The organism is Butyrivibrio sp. AC2005 (assembly GCF_000424145.1).
GTDB lineage: Bacteria > Bacillota > Clostridia > Lachnospirales > Lachnospiraceae > Butyrivibrio.
The window spans coordinates 46,332-72,849 of the sequence record NZ_AUJI01000011.1; the positions used below are offsets into that span (position 1 = coordinate 46,332).

Annotated in this window: 24 protein-coding genes; all 24 read left to right on the forward strand. The window is 42.4% G+C overall.

Annotated features, from left to right (window positions below; genetic code table 11):
• Window positions 1-176 precede the first annotated feature (176 nt).
• The 24 genes from G602_RS0102785 (at window position 177) to G602_RS0102900 (ending at window position 26,466) form a co-directional block, all read left to right on the forward strand.
• A complete protein-coding gene (locus G602_RS0102785) occupies window positions 177-875 on the forward strand; it encodes a metallophosphoesterase (RefSeq protein WP_026657564.1) in 699 nt (232 codons plus the stop codon).
• Window positions 876-897: 22 nt separating this feature from the next.
• A complete protein-coding gene (locus G602_RS0102790) occupies window positions 898-1,503 on the forward strand; it encodes an NUDIX hydrolase (protein ID WP_026657565.1) in 606 nt (201 codons plus the stop codon).
• A gap of 71 nt (window positions 1,504-1,574) precedes the next feature.
• Window positions 1,575-3,008, forward strand: a complete 1,434-nt coding sequence (locus G602_RS0102795) for a serpin family protein (protein ID WP_026657566.1) — start codon at window positions 1,575-1,577, stop codon at window positions 3,006-3,008.
• 104 nt (window positions 3,009-3,112) lie between these two features.
• Window positions 3,113-3,355, forward strand: a complete 243-nt coding sequence (locus G602_RS0102800; RefSeq protein WP_026657567.1) for a hypothetical protein — start codon at window positions 3,113-3,115, stop codon at window positions 3,353-3,355.
• A gap of 152 nt (window positions 3,356-3,507) precedes the next feature.
• Window positions 3,508-5,571: an alpha-glucosidase gene (locus G602_RS24915; RefSeq protein WP_044930880.1), complete on the forward strand. Its 2,064-nt coding sequence runs from the start codon at window positions 3,508-3,510 to the stop codon at window positions 5,569-5,571.
• 1 nt (window position 5,572) lies between these two features.
• Window positions 5,573-7,087, forward strand: a complete 1,515-nt coding sequence (locus G602_RS24920; RefSeq protein WP_044930882.1) for an MFS transporter — start codon at window positions 5,573-5,575, stop codon at window positions 7,085-7,087.
• Between the two features lie 127 nt (window positions 7,088-7,214).
• Entirely contained in the window at window positions 7,215-8,642 is a 1,428-nt protein-coding gene (locus tag G602_RS0102815; RefSeq protein WP_026657569.1) for an SLC13 family permease, read from the forward strand.
• A gap of 301 nt (window positions 8,643-8,943) precedes the next feature.
• A complete protein-coding gene (locus tag G602_RS0102820; RefSeq protein ID WP_026657570.1) occupies window positions 8,944-9,630 on the forward strand; it encodes a transaldolase family protein in 687 nt (228 codons plus the stop codon).
• Between the two features lie 114 nt (window positions 9,631-9,744).
• Window positions 9,745-10,602 carry an NAD(P)-dependent oxidoreductase gene (locus tag G602_RS0102825; protein ID WP_026657571.1) on the forward strand — a complete coding sequence of 286 codons (858 nt, stop codon included), beginning with the start codon at window positions 9,745-9,747 and terminating at the stop codon, window positions 10,600-10,602.
• A gap of 15 nt (window positions 10,603-10,617) precedes the next feature.
• On the forward strand, window positions 10,618-11,286 hold the full coding sequence (locus G602_RS0102830) for a DUF4867 family protein (protein ID WP_026657572.1): 669 nt from the start codon (window positions 10,618-10,620) through the stop codon (window positions 11,284-11,286).
• Window positions 11,283-12,623 (forward strand): fucose isomerase, encoded by a 1,341-nt coding sequence (locus tag G602_RS0102835; RefSeq protein WP_026657573.1) that lies wholly within the window; start codon window positions 11,283-11,285, stop codon window positions 12,621-12,623. Before G602_RS0102830 ends, G602_RS0102835 begins: the two co-directional genes overlap by 4 nt.
• A 23-nt stretch (window positions 12,624-12,646) precedes the next feature.
• A complete protein-coding gene (locus G602_RS0102840) occupies window positions 12,647-13,798 on the forward strand; it encodes an ROK family transcriptional regulator (protein ID WP_026657575.1) in 1,152 nt (383 codons plus the stop codon).
• Between the two features lie 73 nt (window positions 13,799-13,871).
• Window positions 13,872-15,368 carry a glycerol kinase GlpK gene (gene glpK, locus G602_RS0102845; protein ID WP_026657576.1) on the forward strand — a complete coding sequence of 499 codons (1,497 nt, stop codon included), beginning with the start codon at window positions 13,872-13,874 and terminating at the stop codon, window positions 15,366-15,368.
• A gap of 24 nt (window positions 15,369-15,392) precedes the next feature.
• The gene (locus G602_RS0102850) at window positions 15,393-16,841 is read left to right on the forward strand and encodes an NAD(P)/FAD-dependent oxidoreductase (RefSeq protein WP_026657577.1); all 1,449 of its coding nucleotides are present in this window, start codon (window positions 15,393-15,395) and stop codon (window positions 16,839-16,841) included.
• A complete protein-coding gene (locus G602_RS0102855) occupies window positions 16,838-18,100 on the forward strand; it encodes an NAD(P)/FAD-dependent oxidoreductase (RefSeq protein WP_026657578.1) in 1,263 nt (420 codons plus the stop codon). The genes G602_RS0102850 and G602_RS0102855 overlap by 4 nt, the downstream gene beginning before the upstream one ends.
• Before the next feature lie 122 nt (window positions 18,101-18,222).
• Window positions 18,223-18,588, forward strand: a complete 366-nt coding sequence (locus G602_RS0102860; RefSeq protein WP_026657579.1) for a DUF1667 domain-containing protein — start codon at window positions 18,223-18,225, stop codon at window positions 18,586-18,588.
• 442 nt (window positions 18,589-19,030) lie between these two features.
• Complete coding sequence (locus G602_RS0102865; RefSeq protein ID WP_026657580.1) at window positions 19,031-20,164, forward strand: phosphate/phosphite/phosphonate ABC transporter substrate-binding protein; 1,134 nt, start codon at window positions 19,031-19,033, stop codon at window positions 20,162-20,164.
• A gap of 97 nt (window positions 20,165-20,261) precedes the next feature.
• Window positions 20,262-21,050, forward strand: a complete 789-nt coding sequence (gene phnC / locus G602_RS0102870; RefSeq protein WP_026657582.1) for a phosphonate ABC transporter ATP-binding protein — start codon at window positions 20,262-20,264, stop codon at window positions 21,048-21,050.
• Between the two features lie 5 nt (window positions 21,051-21,055).
• Entirely contained in the window at window positions 21,056-21,877 is an 822-nt protein-coding gene (phnE, locus tag G602_RS0102875; protein ID WP_026657583.1) for a phosphonate ABC transporter, permease protein PhnE, read from the forward strand.
• A 105-nt stretch (window positions 21,878-21,982) separates the two neighbouring features.
• Complete coding sequence (gene phnE, locus G602_RS0102880) at window positions 21,983-22,792, forward strand: phosphonate ABC transporter, permease protein PhnE (RefSeq protein ID WP_026657584.1); 810 nt, start codon at window positions 21,983-21,985, stop codon at window positions 22,790-22,792.
• A 188-nt stretch (window positions 22,793-22,980) separates the two neighbouring features.
• On the forward strand, window positions 22,981-23,202 hold the full coding sequence (locus G602_RS30110; RefSeq protein ID WP_155829669.1) for a hypothetical protein: 222 nt from the start codon (window positions 22,981-22,983) through the stop codon (window positions 23,200-23,202).
• Window positions 23,199-24,764 carry a bifunctional metallophosphatase/5'-nucleotidase gene (locus G602_RS0102885; protein WP_026657585.1) on the forward strand — a complete coding sequence of 522 codons (1,566 nt, stop codon included), beginning with the start codon at window positions 23,199-23,201 and terminating at the stop codon, window positions 24,762-24,764. Before G602_RS30110 ends, G602_RS0102885 begins: the two co-directional genes overlap by 4 nt.
• A gap of 331 nt (window positions 24,765-25,095) precedes the next feature.
• Window positions 25,096-25,317 carry a hypothetical protein gene (locus G602_RS0102895; RefSeq protein WP_026657586.1) on the forward strand — a complete coding sequence of 74 codons (222 nt, stop codon included), beginning with the start codon at window positions 25,096-25,098 and terminating at the stop codon, window positions 25,315-25,317.
• Window positions 25,318-25,416: 99 nt separating this feature from the next.
• Entirely contained in the window at window positions 25,417-26,466 is a 1,050-nt protein-coding gene (locus G602_RS0102900; protein ID WP_026657587.1) for a M42 family metallopeptidase, read from the forward strand.
• Window positions 26,467-26,518: the final 52 nt, after the last annotated feature.

The window sequence follows — 26,518 nt, forward strand, 5'->3', positions numbered from 1 at the left end:
CTTTTGGGCAATATCATAGATAATATAAAATATTATAATAAGTGAAGTTGACATATTATTATATAGCCTTCCCCGTGGGGGCGCACGACATCCGGGGGATGTCGGTTTTGCGCGGACCGAAACGGAGTGAAGACAGGTGGCAGCGAAGCTGACGGATGAGGGGAAGGAAATCATAAATGGCCCTATATGCACTAGGCGACCTTCACCTTGCCTATCAGTCCGATAAATCCATGGACATTTTCGGCAAGGTATGGAGAGGACACGAGAGAAAAACTGAAAAGAACTGCAACAGGATAATGACCGATGAGGACACCCTTGTTCTTGTAGGCGACCACAGCTGGGGTAAGAGTCTTGAACTCTGCGAGATGGATTTGAAATTTATTGAAAATCTTCCGGGCAGAAAAATACTGATACGAGGTAATCACGACAATTTCTGGAATGCCAAGAAAACACAGAAGCTGAATGATTTGTATAAAGGCAGACTGTTTTTCCTGCAAAACAATTTTTATCCCTACAAGGATTACGCCATTGTTGGAACAAAGGGCTACTGCTACGAAGGCTTTGACACCAGAGAGCATGCGGATATGCTGATTGAGCGTGAGGCAAAAAGGCTGAAGGCTTCCTTTGAGGCTGCGAGGGCAGAAGGCTATGAGAAATTCATTATGTTCCTTCATTATCCGCCAACGGAGCTGGGGGAAAGGCAGAGCCGTTTTACCCTGATGGCAAAGGCCTACGGCGCGGAGCAGGTAGTCTATGCTCATTGTCATGGGAAGGAGAGATTCCATGACAGTCTGCTGGGTAATGTGGATGGCATAGAATATAGTCTGGTATCAGGTGATTATCTTGATTTTATGCCCAAGAAAATTTTATACTAATTAATAATGCAAAAGGATAAATATGACACAGGATATGAATAGAAAAAGAGAAGACCTCATCTGGGAAGAGGTAAAGACAAAGCATATAGTTCAGAATGAGTGGATAGATTTTAAGGAGTCGACATTCAGATTCCCTGACGGAACGGTTTTCGAACCCTATTACAGCTACAGCAGAAGAGATTATGTGGTGATAGTTCCCTTTGATACTGAAGGCAATCTCATCTGCGTTAGACAGTACAGACAGGGCATTCGTGAAGTGACTACTGAGTTCCCGGCAGGCGGAATAGAGCGGAGCGATGGAAAAGAATACGGAGCTGCGGATAAAAACTCAGAGGACGTGGAAGATGCTCTGGAAGCTGCAAAAAGAGAACTCACTGAAGAAACAGGCTATGCTTCCGATGAATGGATGCATCTTATTACCATTCCGTCCAATGCGACCATAGCTGACAATTACGCTCATGTTTATATGGCAAAAAATTGCAGAAAGGTTTCGGGACAGAATCTTGATGATACTGAGTTTTTGAATGTGGAAGTGTACACCCGGGAGGAGATTGAGGAGTTTATCCATAAGGGAGAATTCCAGCAGAGTGTGCATGTTATGGCATGGCTGCTTGCGAAGAATATCTAAAGCCTTCCCCTTGGGGGGAAGGTGCCCGAAGGGCGGATGAGGGGAATACTTGGTAGTAAGGAGACTCACATATGAAACGCGGAGGAAAAAGAATGGAAGAAATTCTTATGTGGCTGGTAGTTGTTGCAGCCTGTGGCGGTCTGTTATTTGCGATAACTGTGACAATCATATATCTGGGTCATAAACTGAAGGAAGAAGAGGAAAGTGAAAATCCCTCCGAACAGGCAGAAACTCAGGAAGTCGAAGATGCAGATACCCCTACCGCCAATCAGGTCAAAATCAACGTTGCGGACATTGCCCCGGATACAACAAAAGAAAAGAAGTCCGACACTGATGAAATAGATATGAGCGAAATTGCTATGGAGGTTGAGAATACTGAAACTGAAGCTTCCGAAGGTGAGTCTGCAACTAAAGTTTCGGAAGACTTGGAAACGGCAGATTTTGTTATGTGTGATTTTGATAAAGGTCTGTTCGAGTTTTTGGAGAATGAAGGATACAAGAATGAAAACTACATTGTATCTCCGGCTTCATTAAGATCAGTTATGGGACTTGCAATAGCAGGAGCTGACAATGAGACTAAGGCAGAGCTTCTTAAGGCTGCCGGTTTTTCAGATGAGGCTGCAATGAACAAATGGTACGAGAATCTTGTGAACGTGCCTGATACCACTGAAAAGAACGTCACTTTCCATATACTTAATTCTGCCTGGCATAACACAAAAATGCCCGGAGCGTTGTCGCAGGATTATAAAGACTATATTAAGGCTCACTACGAAGCGGAAGCTCAGGACGTAGAGGCCGGAGAAATAACAGATGCTGTAAATAACTGGGTAAATGAAGGAACAAACGGGCTAATACCTTCTCTTTCAGATGATCTTTCAGGAGCAGATATGGTCCTTGTTAATACCCTGTATCTCAAATCATCCTGGATCAGGGAATTTGAAAAGGCAGCTACCGAAGAGGGCGATTTCATGTCTTACGACGGATGCTGTATCAAGAAGGAATTCATGGATCAGACTGATCACTTTAAATATTTTGAAGATGATAAAACAAAGATTCTTGTAATGACCATGAATGGCGGAATTGATGTGATGTATGTACTTGGAGATTCTTCGGACTTCCAGGGGAAGCTTTCCAAGGCAACGATGCAAAAGGTTCACGTAAAGGTGCCTAAGTTTACAACAGAGACCTCCTTCGACAAAAGGGAACTTGTGAAATATCTTCAGGGGAAAGGTGCTAAAACAGCGTTCCTTCCTGAGGCTGATTTTTCAGCAATGAGCAGTAATGAAAATTTTTATATTACAGATATTATCCAGAAGACCAAGATTGTTACAGATGAAAACGGAATCGAGGCCGCTGCTTCGTCGGGAATGGTTATGGTCGGAAGTGCCCTGCCCACTGAAGAAGAGGAGCCTAAGGAATTCATAGCCGATAAGCCCTTTAAGTACTATATCATGACCACAGGAAGATCAAAGGAGATTCTCTTCTATGGTCAGGTTGTTGAATAGTTACAATCTTTTAATAATAGATAATTCTTATTTAATAGTTTTTTGGAAAATGATGGATTATCATTATATTTAGCAGCGAATATCTTATGAAAGGGGTTTGAATTATGAGCAGAGTATCTGAAGTTACAGGATTACAGCAGCAGAGAGTTCTTAAATACGATCAGATTGCCAAAAAGGGCAATGAAGCTGAGATAATGAAGGCATCCATGGAGAATATCATGCTGGCTCTTAATGATATTTCACAGACACTGGCAATGATTGCTGATAGGGACGGTGCTAATCAGCGTGACACCTTTGATTCCATGGCAAGAAGTCTTGCTATGATGGCAGACGCAGGAAAAAAGTGAGATAACGACCAGGAAAAAGGCAAATTCGAACATCCGCAAATTTCAAGGGTTTGCGGATGTTATTAATGCACAATTCGAGAGAATCTTTTTCTTTATTTATTCACAATTGAGAAAACAAAATAGGTACTATAGAATTATAGGGATTGATTAAGATGTTTAATCAATCCCTGTTGCTTTTAGGGGAAAGAACAGGGAAATATTATGTTCTATGGGAGGGGATTGCAATAGACTTTAGTAAGATAGCTCTCACAGTTGGAAATGGCGAAAACAGATTTTCCATGAAGCGTGGGAGCTTTAAATATAAGCATAAGATTAATTGGAAGCAGAAATGTAAGTTAGTCGATACCATTCGTTCCAAGGATTTTGTGAGTTACGTATATGAGTGTGAAGAGGTTGGGGAGAGACTTACACTTAAGGTTTGGACTGACAAAGAAAAAACCGGGGCTGAGCTTTCATCCTCAGTGGGAAGTTCTTCAAAAATCAACAGGTTCTGGTTTACTTTTGGCACAAATCCTGATGAACATATCTATGGATGTGGCGAGAATTATTCGGAGTTTGACTTAAAAGGACAGAAAGTAAGGATATGGGTTGCAGAGCATCAGAACGTCCGGCGTATTTCAAGAAAACTGATAAAAGAAAAGATAAGAGGACCACGGCCGAAGAGAAAGCTTTCCTTCAGTAAATATGAGTCCTACTATGTGCAGCCAACCTTTGTATCTTCGGATAAATATTATGTGCATGTGGATATGAAGGCTTATGGCTACTTTGATTTTTCAAAGCCCTCTGAAATAACGATACATACTCAGGAATATCCTCGGTTTGTATGTGAAAAAGCAGATAGCTTTACGGAGATTTCAGGAAAACTGGCTAAGCTCCTTGGACATCAGAGAACTCTTCCTGACTGGATCTATGAAGGTGGAATTATCGCCATGCAGGACTGGGTGAAGGATGGAGATAAGGTAAAAGAGGGTTTTGATGGCTGCGGTAATATAGACAGAAAGCTCCTTGAACTTGAGAAGGAAGGAGCGAAGGTATCCGGGGTCTGGTGTCAGGACTGGTGTGGTTGCAGATGCACAGGGTTTGGATATCAGGTCATGTGGAACTGGCGATATGATGAAAAGCAGTACCGGAATCTCCCTGCGAAAATCAGGGAATGGAAGAAAAAGGGCGTCAGATTCTTAGGTTACATAAATCCTTTTATTGCACTTGAAAAGGATATTTATGCTACGGCAAAGGAAAAGGGATATTGTGTAAAAAACAGAAATGGTGAGGACTACCTTGTAACTATTACAACTTTTCCTGCAGCAATGGTGGATTTTACCAATCCTGAGGCCTATGAGTGGTACAAGAATCTCATCAAGGAAAACATGATTGGAATCGGTATGGGCGGCTGGATGGCAGACTTTGGGGAATATCTGCCTGAGGATGCCGTGCTGTATGACGGCGATGCAAGGATTCTTCATAACAGCTGGCCTTCGATATGGGCGAAGATGAACAGGGAAGCAATCCTTGAATGCGGAGTTGAGAATGAAGTGTTCTTCTTTACCAGGGCAGGCTATACCGGAAGCGTAGGTGCAACCGACATGATGTGGACGGGTGACCAGCATGTCGACTGGTCAGTGGACGACGGACTTCCGTCAGTAATTCCTGCGACTTTGTCGCTTTCCATGTCAGGGTATGGAATTACACATTCTGATGCAGGCGGTTACACTACTGTTATGCACATGAGAAGGTCAAAGGAGCTTCTTATGAGATGGGAAGAGATGAATGTTTTTTCACCTCTTTTCAGAACACACGAAGGTAATCAGCCTGGGAACAATGCCCAGTTTGATATGGACGAGGAAGTGCTTAAGCATACCGCTTTTTGCACAAGGCTCCATTATGAGTTAGGGGACTACATCAGGGAGCTGGTGAAGAATGCTACAGAGAGCGGGACTCCGGTTATCAGACCTCTGTTTTATCACTATGATGAACCGTGGGCATATACGGAGATGACAGAATACTTATTGGGTAGGGATATTCTGGTGGCTCCGGTTCTGGAAGCAGGAAAAGTTAAAAGAGAAGTGACTTTACCTGACGATACATGGGTTAATTTATTTAGCAAAAAAGAATACACGGGAGGAAAACATACAGTGGAGGCGCCGATTGGCCAGCCGCCTGTATTCGTGAGAAGGGACTCTTCCCGGTATGAAGAATTAATAAAAATTGGGGTTTAAAATGGGAAACAAAAGAGAAAACAGCTTTATTTCAAAGTGCGCCTACGGTCTTACCGACATCTACGGTGGCGGCGCATTTATTGTAATCAGTACTTTTTTTACGGTATTTCTTACTAAGGCACTTGGAATGTCACCTGTACTTGCGGGAACCATTCCGCTTATAGGAAGAGTATGGGATGCGATTACGGATCCCATAATGGGTAACATTGTCGACAGGACAAGTTCCAGATTTGGAGCAAAAAGATTTTATATTCTTATCGGCAGCATCATTTCATCAATCACATTTTTGATGCTGTGGATGAACGTAGGAATAGAAAGCGTAGCAGGGCAGTATGTTTTTTATGCAGCGATGTACATGCTGTTTTCTACCGGCTTTACAATTGTTATGGTCCCATATAACGGACTCCTTCCTGATATGGTAGACGACTATAGCAAAAGAGGAAGCTACTCAGGCATAAGGATGATTTTTTCAAGCCTTGGTGCTATAATGGCCGGGCTGATTCCGACGATCCTTATAACCGATAATACCAATGGCGGTTTATATTTTAAGGTTGCTGCTATTTTTTCATGTATTTTCATAGTCGTGATTTTGCTTTCCTTTGCAGGAACATGGGAAAAACAAAAAGAACCTGTAAAGGTTCCTCTAGGAAAGAGCATGACACAGTCAGTTACGGTTTATAAGAGCTTTTCATTTAAGCTGTTTATCTGTATTTTCCTTGCAGGGCAGGGAGCTGCGGATTTTGTAACAGGACTTGCGGTTTATTACGTGGATGATGTCCTCAATGCATATTCGGGCGGACGATTCACTATGATGATGGGAGTGCTTCTGCTGGCACAGTTCTCAGGAACAGTCATCTTTTCAATGATAATTCCGAAGACTTCCAAGAAGTTTCCGATTTTACTTGGATTCCCGATCAGAATTCTTGCAACGATTGCTCTTTTGTTCTTCTCATATGAAGGTGCATCCTTTGCTATAATACTTGTTCTTTCATTTATCGTGGGACTTGGCATGGCAGGAGCTTCAGTCAGCATCTACGCGATACTGTCCGATATGGTAGATGTTGATGAGCTCATTACATCCATCAGACGTCCCGGAACAGTATCAGGCATGGCGACCTTTATCAGGAAAATTGCAACAGGTCTCAGCTCAACAGTGATTGGAATCAGTCTTGCGATGGTAGGATACGATGAGAGTCTTGCAACACAAAAGCTGAGACAGTCCGCAGGAACTCAGATGGGAATAACACAGCTGTATGTGTGGCTGCCCGTGGCACTTATGGTGCTCACAATTATTTTTGCAGTAATGTTCCCTATGAACAAGGCAGAATACAATGTGATCAAAAAGGAAATAAAGCGCAGAAAGGGCGAGGATGCTTCAATAGCAACAGCGGAAGAGATTGCCATCTGCGAGATGGTTACAGGCTTTAAATACGACAGACTCTGGAACGAGGACAATGCGCTTAAGCTTCGTTCGAGCGAGACAGATAAAACATCCCAAAAGAACGGATGCGCTTGATGGGTTTTGATCTGAAGTCACAGGATTAAAAAAGTAGGCAGGTTTAGTTCAGCTAACACCGCACTAAATCTGCTTTTTCTTTGAAATAATTGATTAAAATATTTAATTAAAAGGAGATACAAAAGAAATGAACAGCACAAAACGCGGTATACATATGATACTGGGGCCGGTACTGTTTTTACTGGTAAGCTTTGGACTCGGTAAGACAGGGATCATTGATTATACAGCAGCTAAGGGAATAGGATGTGCCCTGTGGATGATCTACTGGTGGGTTACAAGACCTGTAGATATCACAGTCACAGCACTTTTACCCGGAGTTATAAATGCACTTTTTGATATTGTTCCAATGGAGAATGTAATATCACAGTATTCTTCAAGCAGTATTATCCTGATCTTCGGATCCTGCCTTCTGACAGCACCCTGGAGTGAGATAGGACTTGATAAGAGAATTTCCTTAAAGGCTCTTTCACTTATCGGACCCTCCATGAAATCACAGATCACGGTATGGCTTCTGGCGGCTGTTGTTCTTTCCAACATGATGCCCAACGTTGTTGTGGTTGCTATTTTCACACCTATAGCTGTTTCCATGCTTGCGGCAGCAGGTTATAAGGATATCAAAAACTGTGAGGCGGCAACACCTATCCTCTGCGCGATCGCATGGGGCTCTCAGGTTGGCGGTGCCGGAACTCCTCTTGGCGGAGCCATGAATATCACAGCCATTGCATTTATAGAAGAGTTCACAGGCAAGGAATTCATGTACATAGACTGGATCACAAGAATGCTTCCTTACACCATTATTGCAACAATCGCAGTACTGGCTGTAATGCTTCTTAAACACATGAAGACAAGCTCTCTTGAGGGTACAAAAGAGTATTTCGAGAAGTGCTATAAGGATCTTGGCCCCATGAAAAAGGACGAGAAGATAAGTTTTGTACTTTTTGTTGTAGCTATGCTGGGTTCCTTTGTAAGACCACTTTATGCAAACCTTATACCCGGACTTGTTCCTGCATATCTGTTCCTGATACTCGGCTTTGCTAACTTTGTTATCGTATCCTGCGAGAAGAAAGAGCTCCTTCTTACCTGGGAAAAGGCACAGAAAGAAGTTATGTGGGGAATGCTCCTTCTATTTGCAGGCGGACTTGCACTTGGCCAGATACTTACAGGTTCAGGGGCAAACGATGCTATTGCTAATGTGATCTCTTCAGCCAATATAAGCGGCGGATTCGTTGCAATCCTTGTGTTCACATTGTTTGCATGTGTTATCTCAGAGATGACAAACAGTACTGTATCAGCAGCAGTTACACTTCCTATCGTAATTGGTGTAACACAGAAGATGGGGCTGAATCCTATACCGTATGTGTTTACAACCTGTATGGGCATGAATTTTGAATCAATTCTTCCTGTCAGCGTACGTGCAATCTCAGTATCCTACGGCCTTGATCCTGATAAGCTTCTTAAAAATGGTCTCGTTGTAGCGCTTGTCAGAATGCTCATTGCTGTAATCGTAGGCTTTATCACTATGATGGTTTGGCCGGGATTTGGCGTTTTAAGTTAATGACTAAATAGTTTATAGTAAATAAATTTACACTTTTAATAAATTGTAATTGGCGAAAAATAGCTCAAAATACCTACTTTAGTTCGAATGTGGGTGTTTTGGGCTATTTTTGTGCAAAATATGGGCGAAAATGCACATTTACGAAACTTTTTAGTGAACTATTACAAAAATAAATTAAACAGTTTAAACAATACGCCAAAATGAATTAAATATATCAAAGTTCTATTGACTATATTGACCAAATTGATAGAATTATATTTGCTTAAAGAAATTAACTAATTAGTATTTGGGAGGCAATACAATGAAATTTTTCTTAGACAGCGCAAAACTTGATGAAATCAAACAGGCATACAACACATTTGGTATTGACGGAGTAACAACAAACCCTCGTCACATTATGGCAAGTGGTAAGCCCTTTATGACAGCTATTACAGATATCGCAAACTGGATCAAGGAAGAGGGCCTTGAGGGAGTTGATAAGTTCCCTGTATCAGTTGAGATCAATCCTCATTTTGACAAGACAGAGGATATGGTAGAGATGGCTAGAAAGGTTGCTAAGATCAGCCCTAACTTCGTAATCAAGATTCCTGCAATCGAGGCTGGTGTTGCAGCAGCAAGAATCCTTGAGAAGGAAGGCATCAGAACAAACGTAACTCTGATCTTCTCACCCGCACAGGCAATTCTTCCTGCAAAGAACGGTTCACTTTTTGTTTCACCTTTCATCGGATGGAAAGAGCAGAATGGCGAAGACTGCAAGGAATATATAAAGAACATCGTAGAAATCTACAAGAACTATGGCTTCTATGGTAAGACACAGATCATCTGTGCAGCAATTCGTACACCTAAGCAGATTGCTGATTGTGCAGTAGCAGGTGCGGACATCGTTACATGTGGACTTGCAGTATATCAGGATTGCATGAAGCATGCATACACAAATCAGGGACTTAACACATTCTGTGAAGCTTGGGATAACACAGCTACTGAATAAGTAATCACTTAGCGGCTGTGAGAACCTGACGAGGTATTATCGAGTCTGGTTCGAACGTGTTACGCCGAGTAAAACGAGGCGTAACTTCCATAAAAAGACAGGGAGATATAAAGTATGAAAATCGGATTTATCGGTCTTGGCATTATGGGTGAGTCCATGTGCGAGAACATTGTTAAGAAGCATGATGACAAAGTTTACTGCTTCGATTTTATAAAAGAGAAGGTTGACCTTCTTGCATCAAAGGGAGCCATTCCCTGTGAGAATTCAGTAGAGCTTGCAAAGAACTCTGACGTAATCATTTCAATGGTTCCCAAGAGTGAGCACTCAAGATCAGTATACGAATCAATCGTGGATGTTCTTGATTCTTCCAAGACCTGTATCGATATGAGCACAATTGATCCCAGCGTATCAATTGAAATTTCAAAGATGGTAAAGAAGACAGGAGCTCAGTTCATCGATGCACCTGTAGTTAAGTCAAAGCCTGCTGCAATCGAGGGTACACTTGGTATCTACGTTGGCGGTGAGGTAGAGACATATAAGGCTATGAAGCCTATCCTCCTCTACATGGGATGCAACGTAATCCGCATGGGTGACAACGGTAAGGGGCTTGTTATGAAGATCTGCCACAATGCTCTTGTTTCTCAGATCCAGAACGGTGTAAACGAGACAATCACTCTTGCAAAGGCAAACGGAATCTCAATTCCGGACTTCACAGAGGCTGTTTCCTACGGCGGAGCATCTAACTGGTATCTTGATGGCCAGGCCAAGAAGCTTGAAGCTGAGGATTATACAACAGCATTCTCAATTGAGAACATGGCTAAGGACGTAAACATCTGCGTGAATCTTGCAAAAGAGTGTGGTGTTAAGATGCCCGGCGAAGAGAATGCACTTAATGTATATCAGACAGCTCTCGACAGAGGAATGGGTAAAGAGGACTTCAGAGCAACCATCAAGGTTGTAAGAGACAGATAAGTGACGGTGAAGAAAATGCTGGATAGATTGAACGAAGTAAATGATGTAGAAATCACCTCAGTATTTGATGAGTCCTTCAAGACCTATGGAAACATCGTAGAGGGTTACGACTTTTCCGAGATGATAAAGTTCATGGAAGATAACACGGATATTCCTGAGAATGGAAACGTGTATGTGGCTTCTGTCCCTGAGATGGAAAAACTCTCAGTAGTAGCTGACGTCAGAGGATTCTTCTATGGAGATATGCCGATTCAGGTTGGCTACTGCAACGGCAGAAATACGACCTACAACGGTTTTGAATATCATAAGGGAAGCGAGATAAATGTTGCAGTAACAGATTTTATGCTGGTACTTGGACATACCTGGGAGATAGCAAAAGATAATACTTACAAAGTAGAAGATGCAAAGGTCTTCTTTGTACCTAAGGGAACAGCAATAGAAATGTTCCAGACAACTCTTCATCTTTCACCGGTAAGAGTTTGTGATGAAGGCTTTAAGGGAGTAGTAATTCTTCCGAAAGGAACCAATACACCTCTTGATAAAAAGCCTACAGCAGAAAGCGGTGAGGAGAGACTTCTTCATCAGAGAAACAAGTGGGTAATATCTCATCCCGAGAGAGAACCTCTGATTAAGCAGGGAGCTTTCCCCGGACTTATCGGAGAAAATAAGGAACTAAAACTATGAAATTTGAAGTTATATACGTACCCATCGGCGTAGGTACCTACGAGATGGTAACTGCACATGAGCAGTTTGATAATTCAGTAAAATTATTAAAAGAAATTGACAAGGATATCCTTGTTCCTGATGACATCCTCCTTACAGTTGATGCAGTAGCAGAATTTGTAAGTGATAAAAATCCCGACCTCGTTATCCTTCAGAACATTACTTTTGCAAATGCAGCATATGCAAGCGAGGTATTAAGGAGATTCAGCTGTCCCGTACTTTTGTGGACACTCAGAGAGCCCATCATTGATGGCACAAGACTTCGCAGTAACTCTCTTACAGGAGCATATTCAGCAGCCAACGCAATCTGCGCATTCAGAGGACAGGGCAAGTTTGAGCACGTATTCGGCGCTCCTTCAGAGGATAGCGTAAAGAGAGTAATTGAAGCAACAGTTTTTGCTGCAAGAGTAAAGAAGGATCTCACAGGTCTTAAGATGTCCGCAATCGGACATACACCTCAGGGCTTTGGCTTTGGAAGAGCGCTTGATGCTGAGCTTCTTAGCAAGTTCGGTGTAACACTTGAAGCCATCGAAGCCAGAGAGCTTATAAATAAGGCAAAGGCATACACAGATGAAGAGTGTGCAGCAGATCTTGAAGAGGCTAAGGCAAAGGTTGTAGGCCTTGAGAAAATGCCTGAGAATAACATAAAGGATTTTGCAAGACTTTATAAAGCATACAAGGCATATGTTGAAGATAATAAGATTGGTGCTATATCATCACGCTGCTGGCCTGATTTCTTCACGGAATTCGGCACACCTGTTTGTATGGTATTATCACTCTTAAATGCAGTAAATATTCCTGCAAGCTGCGAAGCAGATGTATACGGAGCTCTTTCAATGTACATCGGAACAGCTTTCACAGGTCAGTCAACTTTCTTCGGAGATCCTGTTTCAATGGATGAGAAGGAAAGCTCAATCACTTACTGGCACTGCGGAATGGCAGCATGCAATCTTGCCCGCTGCGACACCGGAGCAGAGGTTGGAGTTCATCCCAACAGAAAAATCGGTCCTGTTATGGACTTTGGATGCAAGGCTTCAGAGGAGGCAACAATCTTCAGAGTAGGCCGTACTGCAGAAGGAAAGTTTAGATTTTTCATCGCAGAAGGAAATGTTATGGATAAGCCCAAGCAGTTTAATGGTGCATCCATCGTTGTACAGACAAAAGAGCCTGCAGAAAAGATCGTAAAAGACACAATTAAGAACGGATGGGAGCCACACTACGTGGTAATTTACAAAAACATTGCAGAAGAGCTTGAAAAGTTAGGAAATATGCTTGATGTAGAGGTTGTACGTTACTAGTTTGATAGTGTAAAATTTAATTTATGAAATATCAGGGGATTAACTTAGAGAACGTAAAACTCAGCAACCGATCTTCAATACTCCTTTTACTAAATAATAACGGAGCAATGTCAAGGAAAGATATAGCAGCGACGGTTGGCTTAACAGCCGCCTCTGTTACATTAATCTGTTCCGAGCTTATAGAAGAGGGCATTGTTGTAGAGCTTGGGGAGGCAGCAGAAGAGAAGAGAGCTGGGCGAAAAAAAATACTTGTAGATATCAATGCTGATTACAGAGATGTTCTGTGTATAGCGGTTGAATCCGATACTACCTACATTGCCGTGACCAACTTAAGGGGAAAGGTAATATGCAACTGCAGTATTCCGACAGATAAGGAGGCGGATCCTGAGCAGTTTTTCAAGAAGGTAACGGATGAGTGTCAGAGACTTTTCTGGAAAAATGATATTGCCCGTGACAAGGTTCTTGGTGCGGCAGTAACAATTCCGGGAAGTGTAGACAGAAAAAAAGGCGTCAGCCTTAACAGCTATAACATATGGACAGATAGCATTCCGGTAGCTTCCTATATAAAGAAAGAGCTTGATGTACCGGTAGTAGTTGAGAACAACCTTAAGGCATATGCTCAGACAGAAATATATTTTGGTATTGGCAGAACAGTCAATAATCTTTTCATTCTCAAATGGGGACCCGGTGTTGGCGCTTCCATAATTGTAGATGGAAAAATCTATCAGGGGTCAAATAAGATGGCAGCCGAGATAGGACACATGACTGCTGTCAGAAACGGCAGAGACTGTAACTGCGGAAGAAAAGGATGCCTGGAAACCTATGTGTCTACAATGGCAGTGCATGAAGATATCAAAAAGGTATTGGGAAATGATCATGACTATCTAAGTGATGAGAATCCTCTGGACAACCCTGTGGTAAGGGGCGTCATTGATGAGAAAATTGATACGCTTGCACATAATCTCAGAAACAGCATAAGCATTCTTGATCCCAAGAATGTTGTATTAATAGGGTATATGTTTGAAATTCCGGGATGTGCAGAGCGTTTTGTTAAAGCTTATAAACAGTATGATCCTTTTGTGGCAGATGATTTCTTTGTGAAAAGCAGTATGCCGGAGAATATAAATCACACAGAGGGACTGGCGGTATTTTTAAATGAGGTTCTTTTAGCCTGAACTAAGTTTTGAAGATTAAACTAATTTTTCGAAGCGATAACATAAAACTTTAGAAGGTGGGGTAACAAAAGTAATGGCAAAATATGTAATGGCGTTGGATTCAGGCACGACAAGCAACAGATGTATCCTTTTCGACCAGAAGGGAAAAATCTGCTCCTGTGCGCAGAAAGAATTCACCCAGTTTTTCCCTCAGCCCGGCTGGGTTGAGCACGACGCCAGTGAAATCTGGCAGACGCAGCTGTCTGTAGCCAGAGAGGCTATGAGCAAGATAGATGCAACATTCGAAGATATCGCAGCAATCGGTATCACCAATCAGCGTGAGACAGTTATAGTATGGGACAGAAAAACAGGACAGCCCATATCTCATGCGATCGTATGGCAGTGCCGCAGAACTGCAGACTTCGCAGAGAAGATGAAGGAAGAAGTTCCCGGAATCGTTGAGAAATTCCAGCAGAAGACAGGACTTAAATTCGATCCTTACTTCTCAGGCACAAAGATAAGATGGATTTTGGATAATGTGGAAGGCGCAAGACAGAGAGCTGAAAAGGGCGAGCTGTGCTTTGGTACGGTTGATTCCTGGCTTATCTACAAGCTCACAAAGGGTAAGGTTCACGTAACTGATTACTCAAATGCTTCCAGAACATTACTTTTTAATATCAATACTCTTGAATGGGACAAGGAACTGTGTGAGATCCTTGATATTCCCATGAACATGCTTCCTGAGGCAAAGCCCTCAAGCTGCATTTACGGAGAGACAGATCCTGAGTTCTTCGGCGGCGAGATCAAGATTGCAGGTGCAGCAGGAGATCAGCAGGCAGCGCTTTTCGGACAGACCTGCTTCAATGAGGGCGATGCAAAAAATACATATGGTACAGGTTGTTTCATGCTGATGAATACAGGAGATAAGCCGGTTTATTCCAAGAATGATCTGCTTACAACAATTGCCTGGGGAATCGGCGGAAAAGTAACCTATGCAATTGAAGGTTCAGTTTACGTCGCAGGTGCTGCAATTCAGTGGCTTCGCGATGAGCTTAGAGCAATAGATTCAGCTCCCGATTCGGAGTATTTTGCAACAAGAGTTAAGGATACCAACGGATGCTACGTTGTGCCCGCATTTACAGGTCTCGGTGCACCGTATTGGGATCCCTATGCACGTGGAGCAATCGTTGGACTTACGCGAGGTGTCAACAAGTATCACATAATAAGAGCTACTGTTGAGTCACTTGCATTCCAGACAGCTGATGTGCTTAAGGCAATGGAGCTTGATACAGGTAAAAAGCTTACAAGTCTTCGTGTTGACGGTGGTGCTTCCAAGAACAATTTCATTATGCAGTTCCAGTCAGATATCATCGATACCAGTGTTGTAAGACCAAGCTGTGTTGAGACTACTGCAATGGGTGCTGCTTATCTTGCAGGACTTGCTGTCGGTTATTGGAAGAACAGAGAAGATGTTCTTAATAACTGGTCAGTTGATAAAGAATTTAAGAGCACAATGGATGCTGATAAGAGAGAAAAAGAGCTCGCAGGCTGGAAGCAGGCAGTTGCTTCAACACGTGGTTGGGCTCGATAATTTGAGATAGGAGATGAAAAAATGATTTACGATATCATAATCATTGGTGCAGGCGTATCAGGAAGCGCAGTGGCAAGAGAAGTTTCCAGATATGATGTATCTGCATGCGTACTTGAAAAATGTGAGGACGTATGTGAGGGCACATCAAAAGCAAATTCAGCAATTGTACATGCCGGATTTGATGCAGATGAAGGCTCTCTCATGGCAAAACTGAATGTTGAAGGAAACGAGATGATGGATCAGCTTTCCAAGGATCTCGATATTCCTTTTAAGAGAAATGGATCACTTGTTGTTTGCATTCACAAGGAAGAGCTTGATGGTCTTAAGACTTTGTATGACAGAGGCGTAAAGAACGGTGTAAAGGGCTTAAAGATTCTTACAAAAGAGGAAGCCCTTGAGATGGAGCCTAATCTTTCAGATGATGTAGAGGGAGCACTTTTTGCACCCACTGGCGGAATCGTATGTCCCTTCGAGCTCAACATCGCTATGGCTGAAAATGCCAACATGAACGGCGTTGATTTCAGATTTAACACTGAAGTAGAAGATATCAAAAAGGGCGAGGATGGCTTATGGCACATCAGAACCAATAACGGTGAGTATGTAAGCCGTGTGGTTGTAAATGCTGCAGGTGTTTATGCAGACAGAATTCATAACATGGTAAGCGAGGACAAGATGCATATCATCGAGAGAAGAGGAGATTATCTTCTTCTTGATAAAGAGGTAGGCGGATTTGTTTCTCACACAGTTTTCCAGCAGCCTACCAAGTATGGTAAGGGCGTTCTTGTAACCCCTACAGTTCACGGCAATGTCCTTGTTGGACCTACAGCTATCGACCTTGAGGATAAGGAAGGAAACAACACAACAGCAGAGGGACTTGGTGAAGTTACAGCCAAAGCTAATGAGAGTGTAAAGAATCTTCCTCTGAGAAATGTCATCACTTCCTTCGCAGGACTTCGTGCTCACCTTGAGAGACACGAGTTCGTTATCGAGGAGGTTAAGGACGCTCCTGACTTTATAGATGTAGCAGGAATTGAGTCTCCCGGACTTTCAGCATCACCCGCTATCGGCAAGATGGTAGGAGATATGCTTAAGGACAAGATGAGCCTTAAGGAAAAGTCAGACTGGATTGCTACAAGAAAGGGAATTAAGAGCACAGAGGGACTTTCCATAGAGGAAATGAATGCTCTTATTAAGGAAAATCCCGCATACGGAACAATCGTATGCAGATGTGAATCCATCACAGAAGGAGAGATTCTTGATGCTATTCACAGACCTCTTGGTGCACGCTCACTTGATGGCGTTAAGCGCAGAACAAGAGCAGGTATGGGAAGATGTCAGGCAGGTTTCTGCAGCCCCAGAACAATGGAGATTTTAAACAGAGAATTAGGACTTCCGTATGAGAAGATTACAAAGAGCGGCGGAAAATCCAATATCATTTTAGAGAGAACTAAAGGGGAGGTAAGCCACTCATGAAAACATATGACATTGTAATCGTTGGAGGCGGACCGGCAGGCCTTGCAGCAGCAGTAGCAGCAAAAGAGGCCGGAAATGACAGCATTCTCATACTTGAGAGAGATCACGAGCTTGGTGGTATCTTAAACCAGTGTATACACAATGGTTTCGGACTTCACACTTTCAAGGAAGAGCTCACAGGTCCCGAGTATGCATACAGATTTATCAAACAGGTTCTTGACCTTGGTATTGAATACAAGCTTAACACCATGGTTATGGATATAGCAGCAGACAAGACAGTTACAGCAATGAACAGGGAAGACGGCATGTTCCAGATCCCTGCTAAGGCAGTAATTCTTGCAATGGGATGCAGAGAGCGTCCGAGAGGAGCCCTCAATATTCCAGGATACAGACCAGCAGGTATCTTCTCAGCAGGTACAGCACAGAGACTTGTTAATATTGAAGGATACATGCCAGGTCGTGAAGTAGTCATTCTTGGTTCCGGTGATATCGGACTTATCATGGCAAGAAGAATGACTCTTGAAGGTGCCAAGGTTAAGGTTGTGGCAGAGCTTATGCCTTACTCTGGCGGACTTAAGAGAAACATTGTTCAGTGCCTTGACGACTACGGAATACCGCTTAAGCTTTCTCACACTGTTGTTGACATTGAAGGAAAAGATCATGTTACAGCAGTTACAATAGCTGAGGTTGGCCCTGACAGAAAGCCCATTCCGGGAACAGAGATCAGGTATACCTGTGACACTCTCCTTCTCTCATGTGGACTGATTCCCGAGAATGAGCTTTCAAGGTCAGCTGGCGTAAAGATGAGCCCTGTTACATCAGGTCCTGTTGTAAACGAGTCACTTGAGACCAACATACCCGGTGTATTTGCCTGTGGTAACGTACTTCACGTTCATGACCTTGTTGACTATGTTTCAGAGGAAGCAAAGAGAGCAGGTGCTAACGCTGCGAAATTCGTTAAGGAAGGCGAAGTAAAGAGCGGTGAAGTAATTGAACTCCTCGCAACAGATGGTGCCCGTTACACAGTACCTTCCACTATAAATGTAGATCGCATGGATGATCTCTTAACCGTAAGATTCCGTGTAGGTGAGGTTTTCAAGAACTCTTATGTGAGTGTATTCTTCGATGACGAGCGCGTAATGCATAATAAAAAGCGCATTATGGCTCCCGGAGAAATGGAGCAGGTAATTCTTCAAAAGACAAAGCTTCAGGAGTCAAAGCCTAAGAAGATAACAATTAAAATCGAAAAAGAAGATTAACACTCATCGCCTTCCCTTGGGGGCGCTCGACATCCGGGGGATGTCGGTTTAGCGCAGACCGCAACGGAGTGAAGACAGGTGTCAGTGAAGCTGACGGATGAGGGGATAACAAGGAGCAAACCATGGAAAAGAGAGATCTTACTTGTATCGGCTGCCCAATGGGCTGCCAGATCACAGTTGAATTAGAGGATGGCGAGGTTATTTCCGTAAAGGGCAACACCTGCGCCATCGGTGATAAATATGCCAGAAACGAAGTAACACATCCTGAGCGTACAGTTACAACAACTGCAGTTATAGAAGGTGGCGATAAGCCCCGCGTATCTGTTAAGACAGCAGGAAACATTCCGAAGGACAAGATATTTGATGCCATGAAGGAAATTGACAGTACAATTGCCAAGGCACCTGTTCATATCGGTGATGTTATTGTTAAGGACGTAGCAGGAACCGGAGTGGATGTTGTTGCAACCAGAGAAATTGCAGCTGTATAAAGCTAATAATATGTGTGATAACCTTATGGTATGGTAAACATAGCCTTGCGGCAACTTTGCTGCAGGGCTATTGTTTTTGCATATGTGAAGAATTTTTTAATAGTACAGATTAGACATATTACTGCTTTTAATCATGGAGTGAAGTCAAGAAGACGGAAACAGAAACAAAAGAGAAAGGGAAGGATTGAATTTTCGGAAAACATGAATAAAGCCAAGTTTTGACGATGGGATTATGTGGCTTCAAAGAGGAAACTTAAGAATATCTTAATTTTTTAACCACATCATTTCGTTGACATAATTTTTCGTGTCAAATATAATCTAGTTTGTAGTTGTGAGGAGCTCTTGTGGGGATTCTACAAGAGCTCATTTTTTGAGCAATTTTAAAAAATGAGTGCTCCTCAAAAAAATTTTTTTTCAAATTTTTTCACATATGGGAGGAATTATGAAGAGATTATTCGCAATGATGATCGCAGGCGTTTCTGTTGTATCAATGCTCGCTGGATGCGGTGCAAAGAGCACAGAGACAACAGAGCAGGCTACACAGACTGCTGAGACAACTGAGGCTACAGAAGATGCAGCTGCAACTGAGGGAGCTTCAGAGGAGACAGCAGATGCTGCTGAAGCACCCGCTGAGACAGTTAAGATTGACAAGCTTACAATTGGTTTTGTACCTTCACGTGAGCCCGATGAGATCGTAACTGCTACAGAGCCCCTTAAGGAGCTTCTTACAAATGAGCTTGCTACACTCGGTTATGAGGTCGGCGAAGTTGATATCACAGTTGGAACAAGCTATGAGGCAGTTGGTGAAGGCCTTTCAGCAGGTACAATCGACATAGGTCTTATCCCCGGCGGTACTTTTGTACTTTACGAGGACGGATGCGATGTTCTTCTTACAGCAACAAGAGATGGCCTTTCAATCGAGAGCCCTAACGCTAAGGATTGGAATGACAACAAGCCTACAGAGCCCACAGACGAGCAGGTTACATTCTACCGTGGTCTTATCATCGCTGGCCCTTCAGAGGCTGGTCAGGCAGTAGCTGCTAAGGTTAACGCAGGCGAAGAACTTACATGGGAAGATCTTGATGGTCTTAACTGGAGCGTAATGAACTCTTCATCTTCAGCAGGATATATTTATCCCTCACTTTGGCTTCAGGCTGGCTATGAGAAGCACGTAACAGATCTTTCACATGCTGTTCAGGCTGATTCTTATGGTAATGCTTTTGCAAGACTTGCTTCAGGTCAGATCGACGTTCTTTGCTGCTATGCAGACGCAAGACGTGACAACGAGGAGAAGTGGACATCAGAGTACGGCAGAGAAGCAAGCATCTGGGATGAGACAAACGTTATCGGCGTTACAGACGGTATCTATAACGACACAATCAGCGTAAGCAAGACTTCACCCATCATGGACGATGCTTTCAAGGCTGCCCTTTCACAGGCATTCATCAACATCGGTAACACAGATGCAGGTAAGGAAGTTATCTCTATCTACAACCACAATGGTTATGTAGAGGCTAACTCAGCTGACTATGATTCAGAGAGAGCTGCTCAGGAACTCATTAAGTCAATGAACTAAAGAGCAGAACTTCATTATTATGAATAGGGGAGGTATTTATACCTCCCTTATTTTTTAGGTAATCACGTAGGATTTTTTAGAACCAGGAGAAAAAATAATGATCAAGTTTGAAGATGTAGGAAAAAGATACCCCAACGGTTTTGAGGGCTTAAAGCACGTAAACCTTACAATCGAGCAGGGTGAATTTGTGGCGATAATCGGACTTTCAGGTGCAGGTAAATCCACACTTATTCGTACCATCAACAGGATGCACGATGTTACGAGCGGAAAACTCACCGTGGATGATGTTGATGTGATGAGTCTGTCCGGAAAGCAGCTCAGAAGGTTCCGTAGAAAGATTGGTATGATATTCCAGTCCTTCAACCTGATCACCAGAACAACAGTAATTAAGAATGTACTTACAGCATTTGTTCCGGATATGCCCTGGTTCAGATCCACTTTTGGTATCTATACCAAGGATGAAAAGATGAAGGCTCTTGAGTGCCTTGATAAAGTGGGTATTTTAAGAAAGGCCTTTGTTCGTGCTGACCAGCTTTCAGGTGGACAGCAGCAGAGAGTAGCTCTTGCAAGAACTCTGGCACAGAATCCTCAGATTATTCTTGCTGATGAGCCTGTTGCAGCTCTTGATCCTGTAACAGCAAAGCAGGTAATGGATGACTTTAAGAGAATCAATGAGGAAATGAAAATAACAATCCTCATAAACATACACCACGTTGATCTTGCACTTAAATATGCAACAAGAGTTGTGGGAATAAGAGAAGGTGAGATTGTCTACGATGGACCTGCATCTGAAGTTGATAAGGACGTTTTGGCATCTATCTATAACGGTAAGGTGGATGATGAAGGCAACGTTCTCGATGCAAATGACCATAATGAAGAGAGGTGATCAGCATGAGTGTATACGATAAGATTTTTAAACCCAAAGTATATACGCTGCCTAACGGAAAGTCTGTAGAAAAGAAAGCATCAAGAATGCCTGTTTATTTCATAATCGTTCTTCTTATGTGTGTGCTTTCGGTTAAGGTTACAGGATTTGACATGAAGATTCTGTCTCAGAGAATTGGGCAGTTTTTTGTAATCCTCGGTGAGATGTTCCCACCTAACATGGACTATTTGGAAAAGGTGTGGTCACCTCTTTTTGACACCATTAAGATGTCACTTCTTGGATCAGTTATAGGAGCACTTCTTTCAGTGCCCTTTGCGATGCTTGCAAGTACAAATGTCTGCCCTAACAAGGTTATTGTTTCAATTGTAAGAGTCATGTTTTCACTTATCAGAACACTTCCTACACTTGTTACTGCTCTTGTGGCAACACTTGTATTTGGCCTTGGAACACTTGCAGGTACCTTTGCTATTGCTGTTTTCTCTTTCGCATATATCGGTAAGCTTACCTATGAAGAGATTGAGACAGTAGACATGGGTGCATTTGAAGCTATGGAAGCCATGGGAGCAACTAAGACAAGAGCTTTTATATCAGCTATTATTCCGCAGGTTCTTCCTTTCTACCTCTCAAATTGCCTCTTTAACTTTGAGGGTAATGTTAGATACGCGGCAGTTCTTGGTTATGTCGGAGCCGGCGGTATCGGACTTATTCTTAATGAAAAGATTTCCTGGAGAGAGTATTCAAGCGTTGGAACAATGCTTATCGCTCTTTTCGTAGCAGTGTTTATTATTGAGTCGGTTAGCAGAATGCTTCGTAAGAAGCTTGTGTAAGCGGTGAGGACCTGGTGAAGTGCTTTTGAACCAGGTCTGAACGTGTTCTGCTGAGGGATTACTCGAGAGCAGAACTTCCTTATGAAATAGTAGGAGAGTTATAACATGAATAAAAGAATTATAGAAGCATATGAAAAGCGCCCCCGAACCTGGGTATATCATCTTGCGATAGCTGTTATATTTGTGGGTCTCATGGTATGGAGTGGAAGCGCTGTTGAGACAGCGGGAACCACAATGGACGGCGGTGAGATCGCGCTTAATGTCCTTAAGGGAATATTTCAGCCTGACTTATCTTTCCTTTTTGATTTTTCAACAAAGGGTGTACCTTACCTGATGCTTGAGACAATCTGTATCGCATTTCTTGGAACTATAGTAGGAGCTATCCTTTCAATTCCGCTTGCGTTCATCTCTGCTTCAAACCTTACACCTAAGCCCATTGCCTTTGCAGGAAGAATCATCATCATGGCTGTTCGCACGATTCCTGCCTTTGTATATGGTCTTATGTTTATCCGTGTAACAGGACCCGGTGCTTTTGCAGGTCTTTTGACAATGGGTGTATGCTCAGTCGGAATGATAAGCAAGATGTATATTGAAGCAATTGAAGACCTTGATACACACGTTGTTGAATCCCTTGATGCATCAGGCTGTGATACCTGGCAGAAGATCCGCTACGGAATCCTTCCCCAGCTCCTTCCTAACTTTGCATCAACAGCTATTTACAGATTCGATATCAATCTTCGTGACGCTACAATTCTTGGTATGGTTGGTGCCGGAGGTTTCGGTGCTCCTCTTATCTTTGCGATGAATGCTTATCGTTGGAATGAAGCCGGAGCAATCCTTGCAGGACTTATCATTCTCATTCTTATAATTGAGTTTATCTCAACCAAGATCAGAGTTAAACTTACAAGGGGTTGATAATATAAGAATAGATGCAGTAGTAGAAAACGGTTTTGCTTAACTGCTGCAATAGCTAAAACTGCTAATGGTAGCAGTGGCAAAAAGCAGCGTTCTGCTGCATATATAAAATGTGAAAAATGCAGCAGAGAAAATAGACCAAGATTTCCTGCTGCATTTTATTAAAGAATCAAATCAGGCAGTAAAGAATGACTAAAACTATCTGCCGATATTTAAGAAACAGACAAAATAGGCAGGAAAGAATAGTAAAAACTACCTGCCGATATTTAAGAAACAGACAAAATAGGCAGGAAAGAATATCAAAAATTACCTGCCTATATTTGAAGAAAGCACAAATCAGGCAGGAAAGAATAGTAAAAACTACCTGCCTATATTTAAAGAAAGCACAAATAGGGCAGGAAACATCATGAAAATAATATTTACATCAGATACGCATGGACATATATATCCAATAAACTACGCTACAGGGAAAGAGGAAAACTCCGGTCTCTTTAGAATTGCATCGCAGATAAAAAATGAAATAGACGGAAACACCCTTGTAATAGACGGAGGCGACAGTCTTCAGGGAACGCCACTTATGACCTACTATCTTGGAAATCGGGGAAAGTACGACTTCAATCCCATGGCAGAAGGCTTCAATGCCATGGGGCTTAATTACTACACACTTGGTAACCATGATTTCAATTATGGATATGATGCAATTGCTGATTACACAAAATCCATGAAGGCCGCACTTATCTGCGCAAACGTAGAGGATAAGAGAGGCGAACTTGGAATCAAAAAGCATATTATCCATACATTGGAGGATGGAACAAGAGTCGGAATAACTGGAGCTGTCACAGGTTATGTTAACGTCTGGGAGCAGGAAAAGAACCTTACGGAACTCGAGATAACAGATCCAATTGAAGCATTAAAAAAAGAGCTTGCTGAGATTAAAGATGAGTCAGATATAACAGTATGCATCTACCACGGAGGCTTTGAGGAAGACCTTGCGACAGGACAAAGGCTCTCTGATACAGAAGAAAATCAGGCCTGCAAAATAGCAAGAGAACTTGAATTCGATATACTTCTTACAGGCCATCAGCATATGTCAGTGCCTGAAGCAATGATAGAGAATACCTATGGTGTTCAGCCGCCGGATAAAGCTATGAAGTACTGTGTGATAGAAGCATGTAAGGGAGCTGATAGTAGAAATGCTCAAACCACAGTTAACGGTTGGAACGTTACATCCAATCTCATTACAGTATCAGCAAATGAAGAAGTCTACAACGAAATACTGGCTTCCCACAGCTTCATGGAAGACATGAACACGTCCCTTCAGATATGGCTTGATGAACCCATAGGCTGCCTTGAAAACGAGATAAAGCCCGAGGAAAAGCTTGAAGCAGCACTTCATGGAAGTAAGGTTGCATCAATTTTTAACCAGGTGCAGCTCGAACTAACAGGAGCGGATTTCTCCTGCACAAGTCTTGCAAACGAACCTCTTGGACTTCATAAAGAAATAACAGTAAGGGACATACTTGGAATATATCAGTTTGCCAACACAGAAGAAGTCAAGGAAGTAACCAAGGCAGATATAAAGCTTGCTCTTGAGAGATGTGCTGAATATTTTGATTACGATGCAAATACAAAGGAAGTGAAAATCTCAGATGTATTTCTTCAGCCTAAAATAGAGCATTACAACTACGATTATTATGCAGGACTCTGGTATGAATTCGATCTTACAAGACCTGTGGGTGACAGAGTTGTAGTGATGAAAAAAATGGACGGAACAGAACTATCCGACAACGAGAAATACACACTGGTAACCAGTAACTACAGAGCTACCGGGACAGGCGGATACGAGTGTATAGGAAAATGTAAGACAATCAGAACCTACCCCGAAGAAATGCCTGATCTCGTAATTGATTTTGTCAGAAGAAATTCCCCGGTTGGTGAAATCGTAAACAGTAAATTCAAGTGCATATATTAACATATTAATTTAGATATTGACATAAATATATCTGTCAATTATACTTACAACTGATAATTTTCAGAAAAGAGAAAAAACTATGAGAGATTTCAGACTCATCAATTCAATAGCACCATCATCTTCAAAGCCCGTGGATCCAGATCAGGGGCTTATTGGTGTTATGTTTGATGGGGATAGGCGAAAATGCATAGTTTGATTTATTTAATGCATATTAGGTTAGGTATTAAGCCTCATCAGACTTTTGAAGTTTGATGGGGCTTTTTGTATAGCACTTAACGAGGTATTTCACGAGTTTAGTGTAGCAGAAGACACACATTAAGGAGGAAGCAGTATGGATATCATAAGAAAAGAGGATTCAAGGCAGGGAAAGAATGTAACACATATCACAACCACTGGCGTTGATGGACTTATCGAACCCCTTGAACACAGAGAAGATTTTGCAATATCAGAGGAGGATTTTAGCAGATTGGCAGAATGGTATATGGCCTTTTCAGAAAAGAGAGAGCTGCTTGGAAACACAAATCACCTGTTGTATATCTGTAGGAAACAGTGATTTATATGATTGCTGACCTAACATAGTAAAATGCCATACTATACGGTGGAAAATTATCATATACTAAATATAATAAATAACAATGAATGGAGATTTAAAATGAAGAAAATATCATTAACAAAATACACCGACTTCATAGTTGATGAGACAACAAAGCTGTTAAATATCGATTCACCCACAGGCTACACAGAAGAAGCAGCCCTCTGGGTTAAGGAGGAATTTGAAAAGCTTGGATTTGATGCCACTATAACAAATAAGGGCGGAGTTATCGTTGATCTTACAGGAAAAGATAAAGAGAACGGACTTCTTCTGGAAGCTCACACGGATACACTTGGCGGAATGGTGGCAACCATCAAGGATAACGGAAGACTTCAGCTTACAAACCTAGGAGGAATGAATCCCAATAATGCCGAGACAGAGAACGTGAGAGTAGTAACCAAGTTTGATGGCATCTACGAAGGAACTTTTCAGTTAAATAATGCTTCGATTCACGTTAACGGGGAGTATAACGATACCAAGAGAACCTGGGAGAACTGTGAAGTCGTTCTTGATGAGGATGTTAAATCAAAAGAAGATACGGAGAAGCTGGGGATATCAGTAGGAGATATTGTATGCTTCGAGCCTAATGTGAGAGTCACAAAGACTGGCTATATAAAATCAAGATTTCTTGATGATAAGCTTAGTGTTGGAATTCTTCTTGGTCTTGCAAAGTATATAAAGGAAAAGAAGATTACTCCCAAGAGAGCACTTTATGCGCACATTACAGTATTTGAGGAGGTTGGACACGGCGGATGCGGTAATGTTCCGGAAGGATGCACAGAGGCTATATCAGTAGATATGGGATGTGTAGGAGATGGTCTTACCTGTACAGAGAAGCAGGTTTCCATCTGCGCAAAGGACAGCGGTGGACCTTACAGCTATCCTGTAGTTCAGGGACTTGTTGCAGCAGCCAGAGAAAGCGGAGCTGACTATGCAATTGATATCTATCCTCATTATGGAAGCGATGTCGAAGCGACTCTTTGTGCCGGAAGCGACCTAAAGCATGGACTTATCGGTGCCGGCGTCTATGCTTCTCACGGATATGAGAGAAGCCATCGCGACGGCGCTGAGAATGTACTCAGACTTCTTATTCAGTATGCGCTGGCATAGTCTGAATATCAGTATCATTTCGAGTATATACAACATACAAAAAGATAGAAGG

What these genes read in the sequence shown, in the direction of transcription:
- G602_RS0102785 (WP_026657564.1), top strand. Translation starts at nt 177, where the DNA reads ATGGCCCTATATGCACTAGGCGACCTTCACCTTGCCTATCAGTCCGAT.
- G602_RS0102790 (WP_026657565.1), top strand. Translation starts at nt 898, where the DNA reads ATGACACAGGATATGAATAGAAAAAGAGAAGACCTCATCTGGGAAGAG.
- G602_RS0102795 (WP_026657566.1), top strand. Translation starts at nt 1,575, where the DNA reads ATGAAACGCGGAGGAAAAAGAATGGAAGAAATTCTTATGTGGCTGGTA.
- G602_RS0102800 (WP_026657567.1), top strand. Translation starts at nt 3,113, where the DNA reads ATGAGCAGAGTATCTGAAGTTACAGGATTACAGCAGCAGAGAGTTCTT.
- G602_RS24915 (WP_044930880.1), top strand. Translation starts at nt 3,508, where the DNA reads ATGTTTAATCAATCCCTGTTGCTTTTAGGGGAAAGAACAGGGAAATAT.
- G602_RS24920 (WP_044930882.1), top strand. Translation starts at nt 5,573, where the DNA reads ATGGGAAACAAAAGAGAAAACAGCTTTATTTCAAAGTGCGCCTACGGT.
- G602_RS0102815 (WP_026657569.1), top strand. Translation starts at nt 7,215, where the DNA reads ATGAACAGCACAAAACGCGGTATACATATGATACTGGGGCCGGTACTG.
- G602_RS0102820 (WP_026657570.1), top strand. Translation starts at nt 8,944, where the DNA reads ATGAAATTTTTCTTAGACAGCGCAAAACTTGATGAAATCAAACAGGCA.
- G602_RS0102825 (WP_026657571.1), top strand. Translation starts at nt 9,745, where the DNA reads ATGAAAATCGGATTTATCGGTCTTGGCATTATGGGTGAGTCCATGTGC.
- G602_RS0102830 (WP_026657572.1), top strand. Translation starts at nt 10,618, where the DNA reads ATGCTGGATAGATTGAACGAAGTAAATGATGTAGAAATCACCTCAGTA.
- G602_RS0102835 (WP_026657573.1), top strand. Translation starts at nt 11,283, where the DNA reads ATGAAATTTGAAGTTATATACGTACCCATCGGCGTAGGTACCTACGAG.
- G602_RS0102840 (WP_026657575.1), top strand. Translation starts at nt 12,647, where the DNA reads ATGAAATATCAGGGGATTAACTTAGAGAACGTAAAACTCAGCAACCGA.
- glpK (WP_026657576.1), top strand. Translation starts at nt 13,872, where the DNA reads ATGGCAAAATATGTAATGGCGTTGGATTCAGGCACGACAAGCAACAGA.
- G602_RS0102855 (WP_026657578.1), top strand. Translation starts at nt 16,838, where the DNA reads ATGAAAACATATGACATTGTAATCGTTGGAGGCGGACCGGCAGGCCTT.
- G602_RS0102860 (WP_026657579.1), top strand. Translation starts at nt 18,223, where the DNA reads ATGGAAAAGAGAGATCTTACTTGTATCGGCTGCCCAATGGGCTGCCAG.
- G602_RS0102865 (WP_026657580.1), top strand. Translation starts at nt 19,031, where the DNA reads ATGAAGAGATTATTCGCAATGATGATCGCAGGCGTTTCTGTTGTATCA.
- phnC (WP_026657582.1), top strand. Translation starts at nt 20,262, where the DNA reads ATGATCAAGTTTGAAGATGTAGGAAAAAGATACCCCAACGGTTTTGAG.
- phnE (WP_026657583.1), top strand. Translation starts at nt 21,056, where the DNA reads ATGAGTGTATACGATAAGATTTTTAAACCCAAAGTATATACGCTGCCT.
- phnE (WP_026657584.1), top strand. Translation starts at nt 21,983, where the DNA reads ATGAATAAAAGAATTATAGAAGCATATGAAAAGCGCCCCCGAACCTGG.
- G602_RS30110 (WP_155829669.1), top strand. Translation starts at nt 22,981, where the DNA reads ATGACTAAAACTATCTGCCGATATTTAAGAAACAGACAAAATAGGCAG.
- G602_RS0102885 (WP_026657585.1), top strand. Translation starts at nt 23,199, where the DNA reads ATGAAAATAATATTTACATCAGATACGCATGGACATATATATCCAATA.
- G602_RS0102895 (WP_026657586.1), top strand. Translation starts at nt 25,096, where the DNA reads ATGGATATCATAAGAAAAGAGGATTCAAGGCAGGGAAAGAATGTAACA.
- G602_RS0102900 (WP_026657587.1), top strand. Translation starts at nt 25,417, where the DNA reads ATGAAGAAAATATCATTAACAAAATACACCGACTTCATAGTTGATGAG.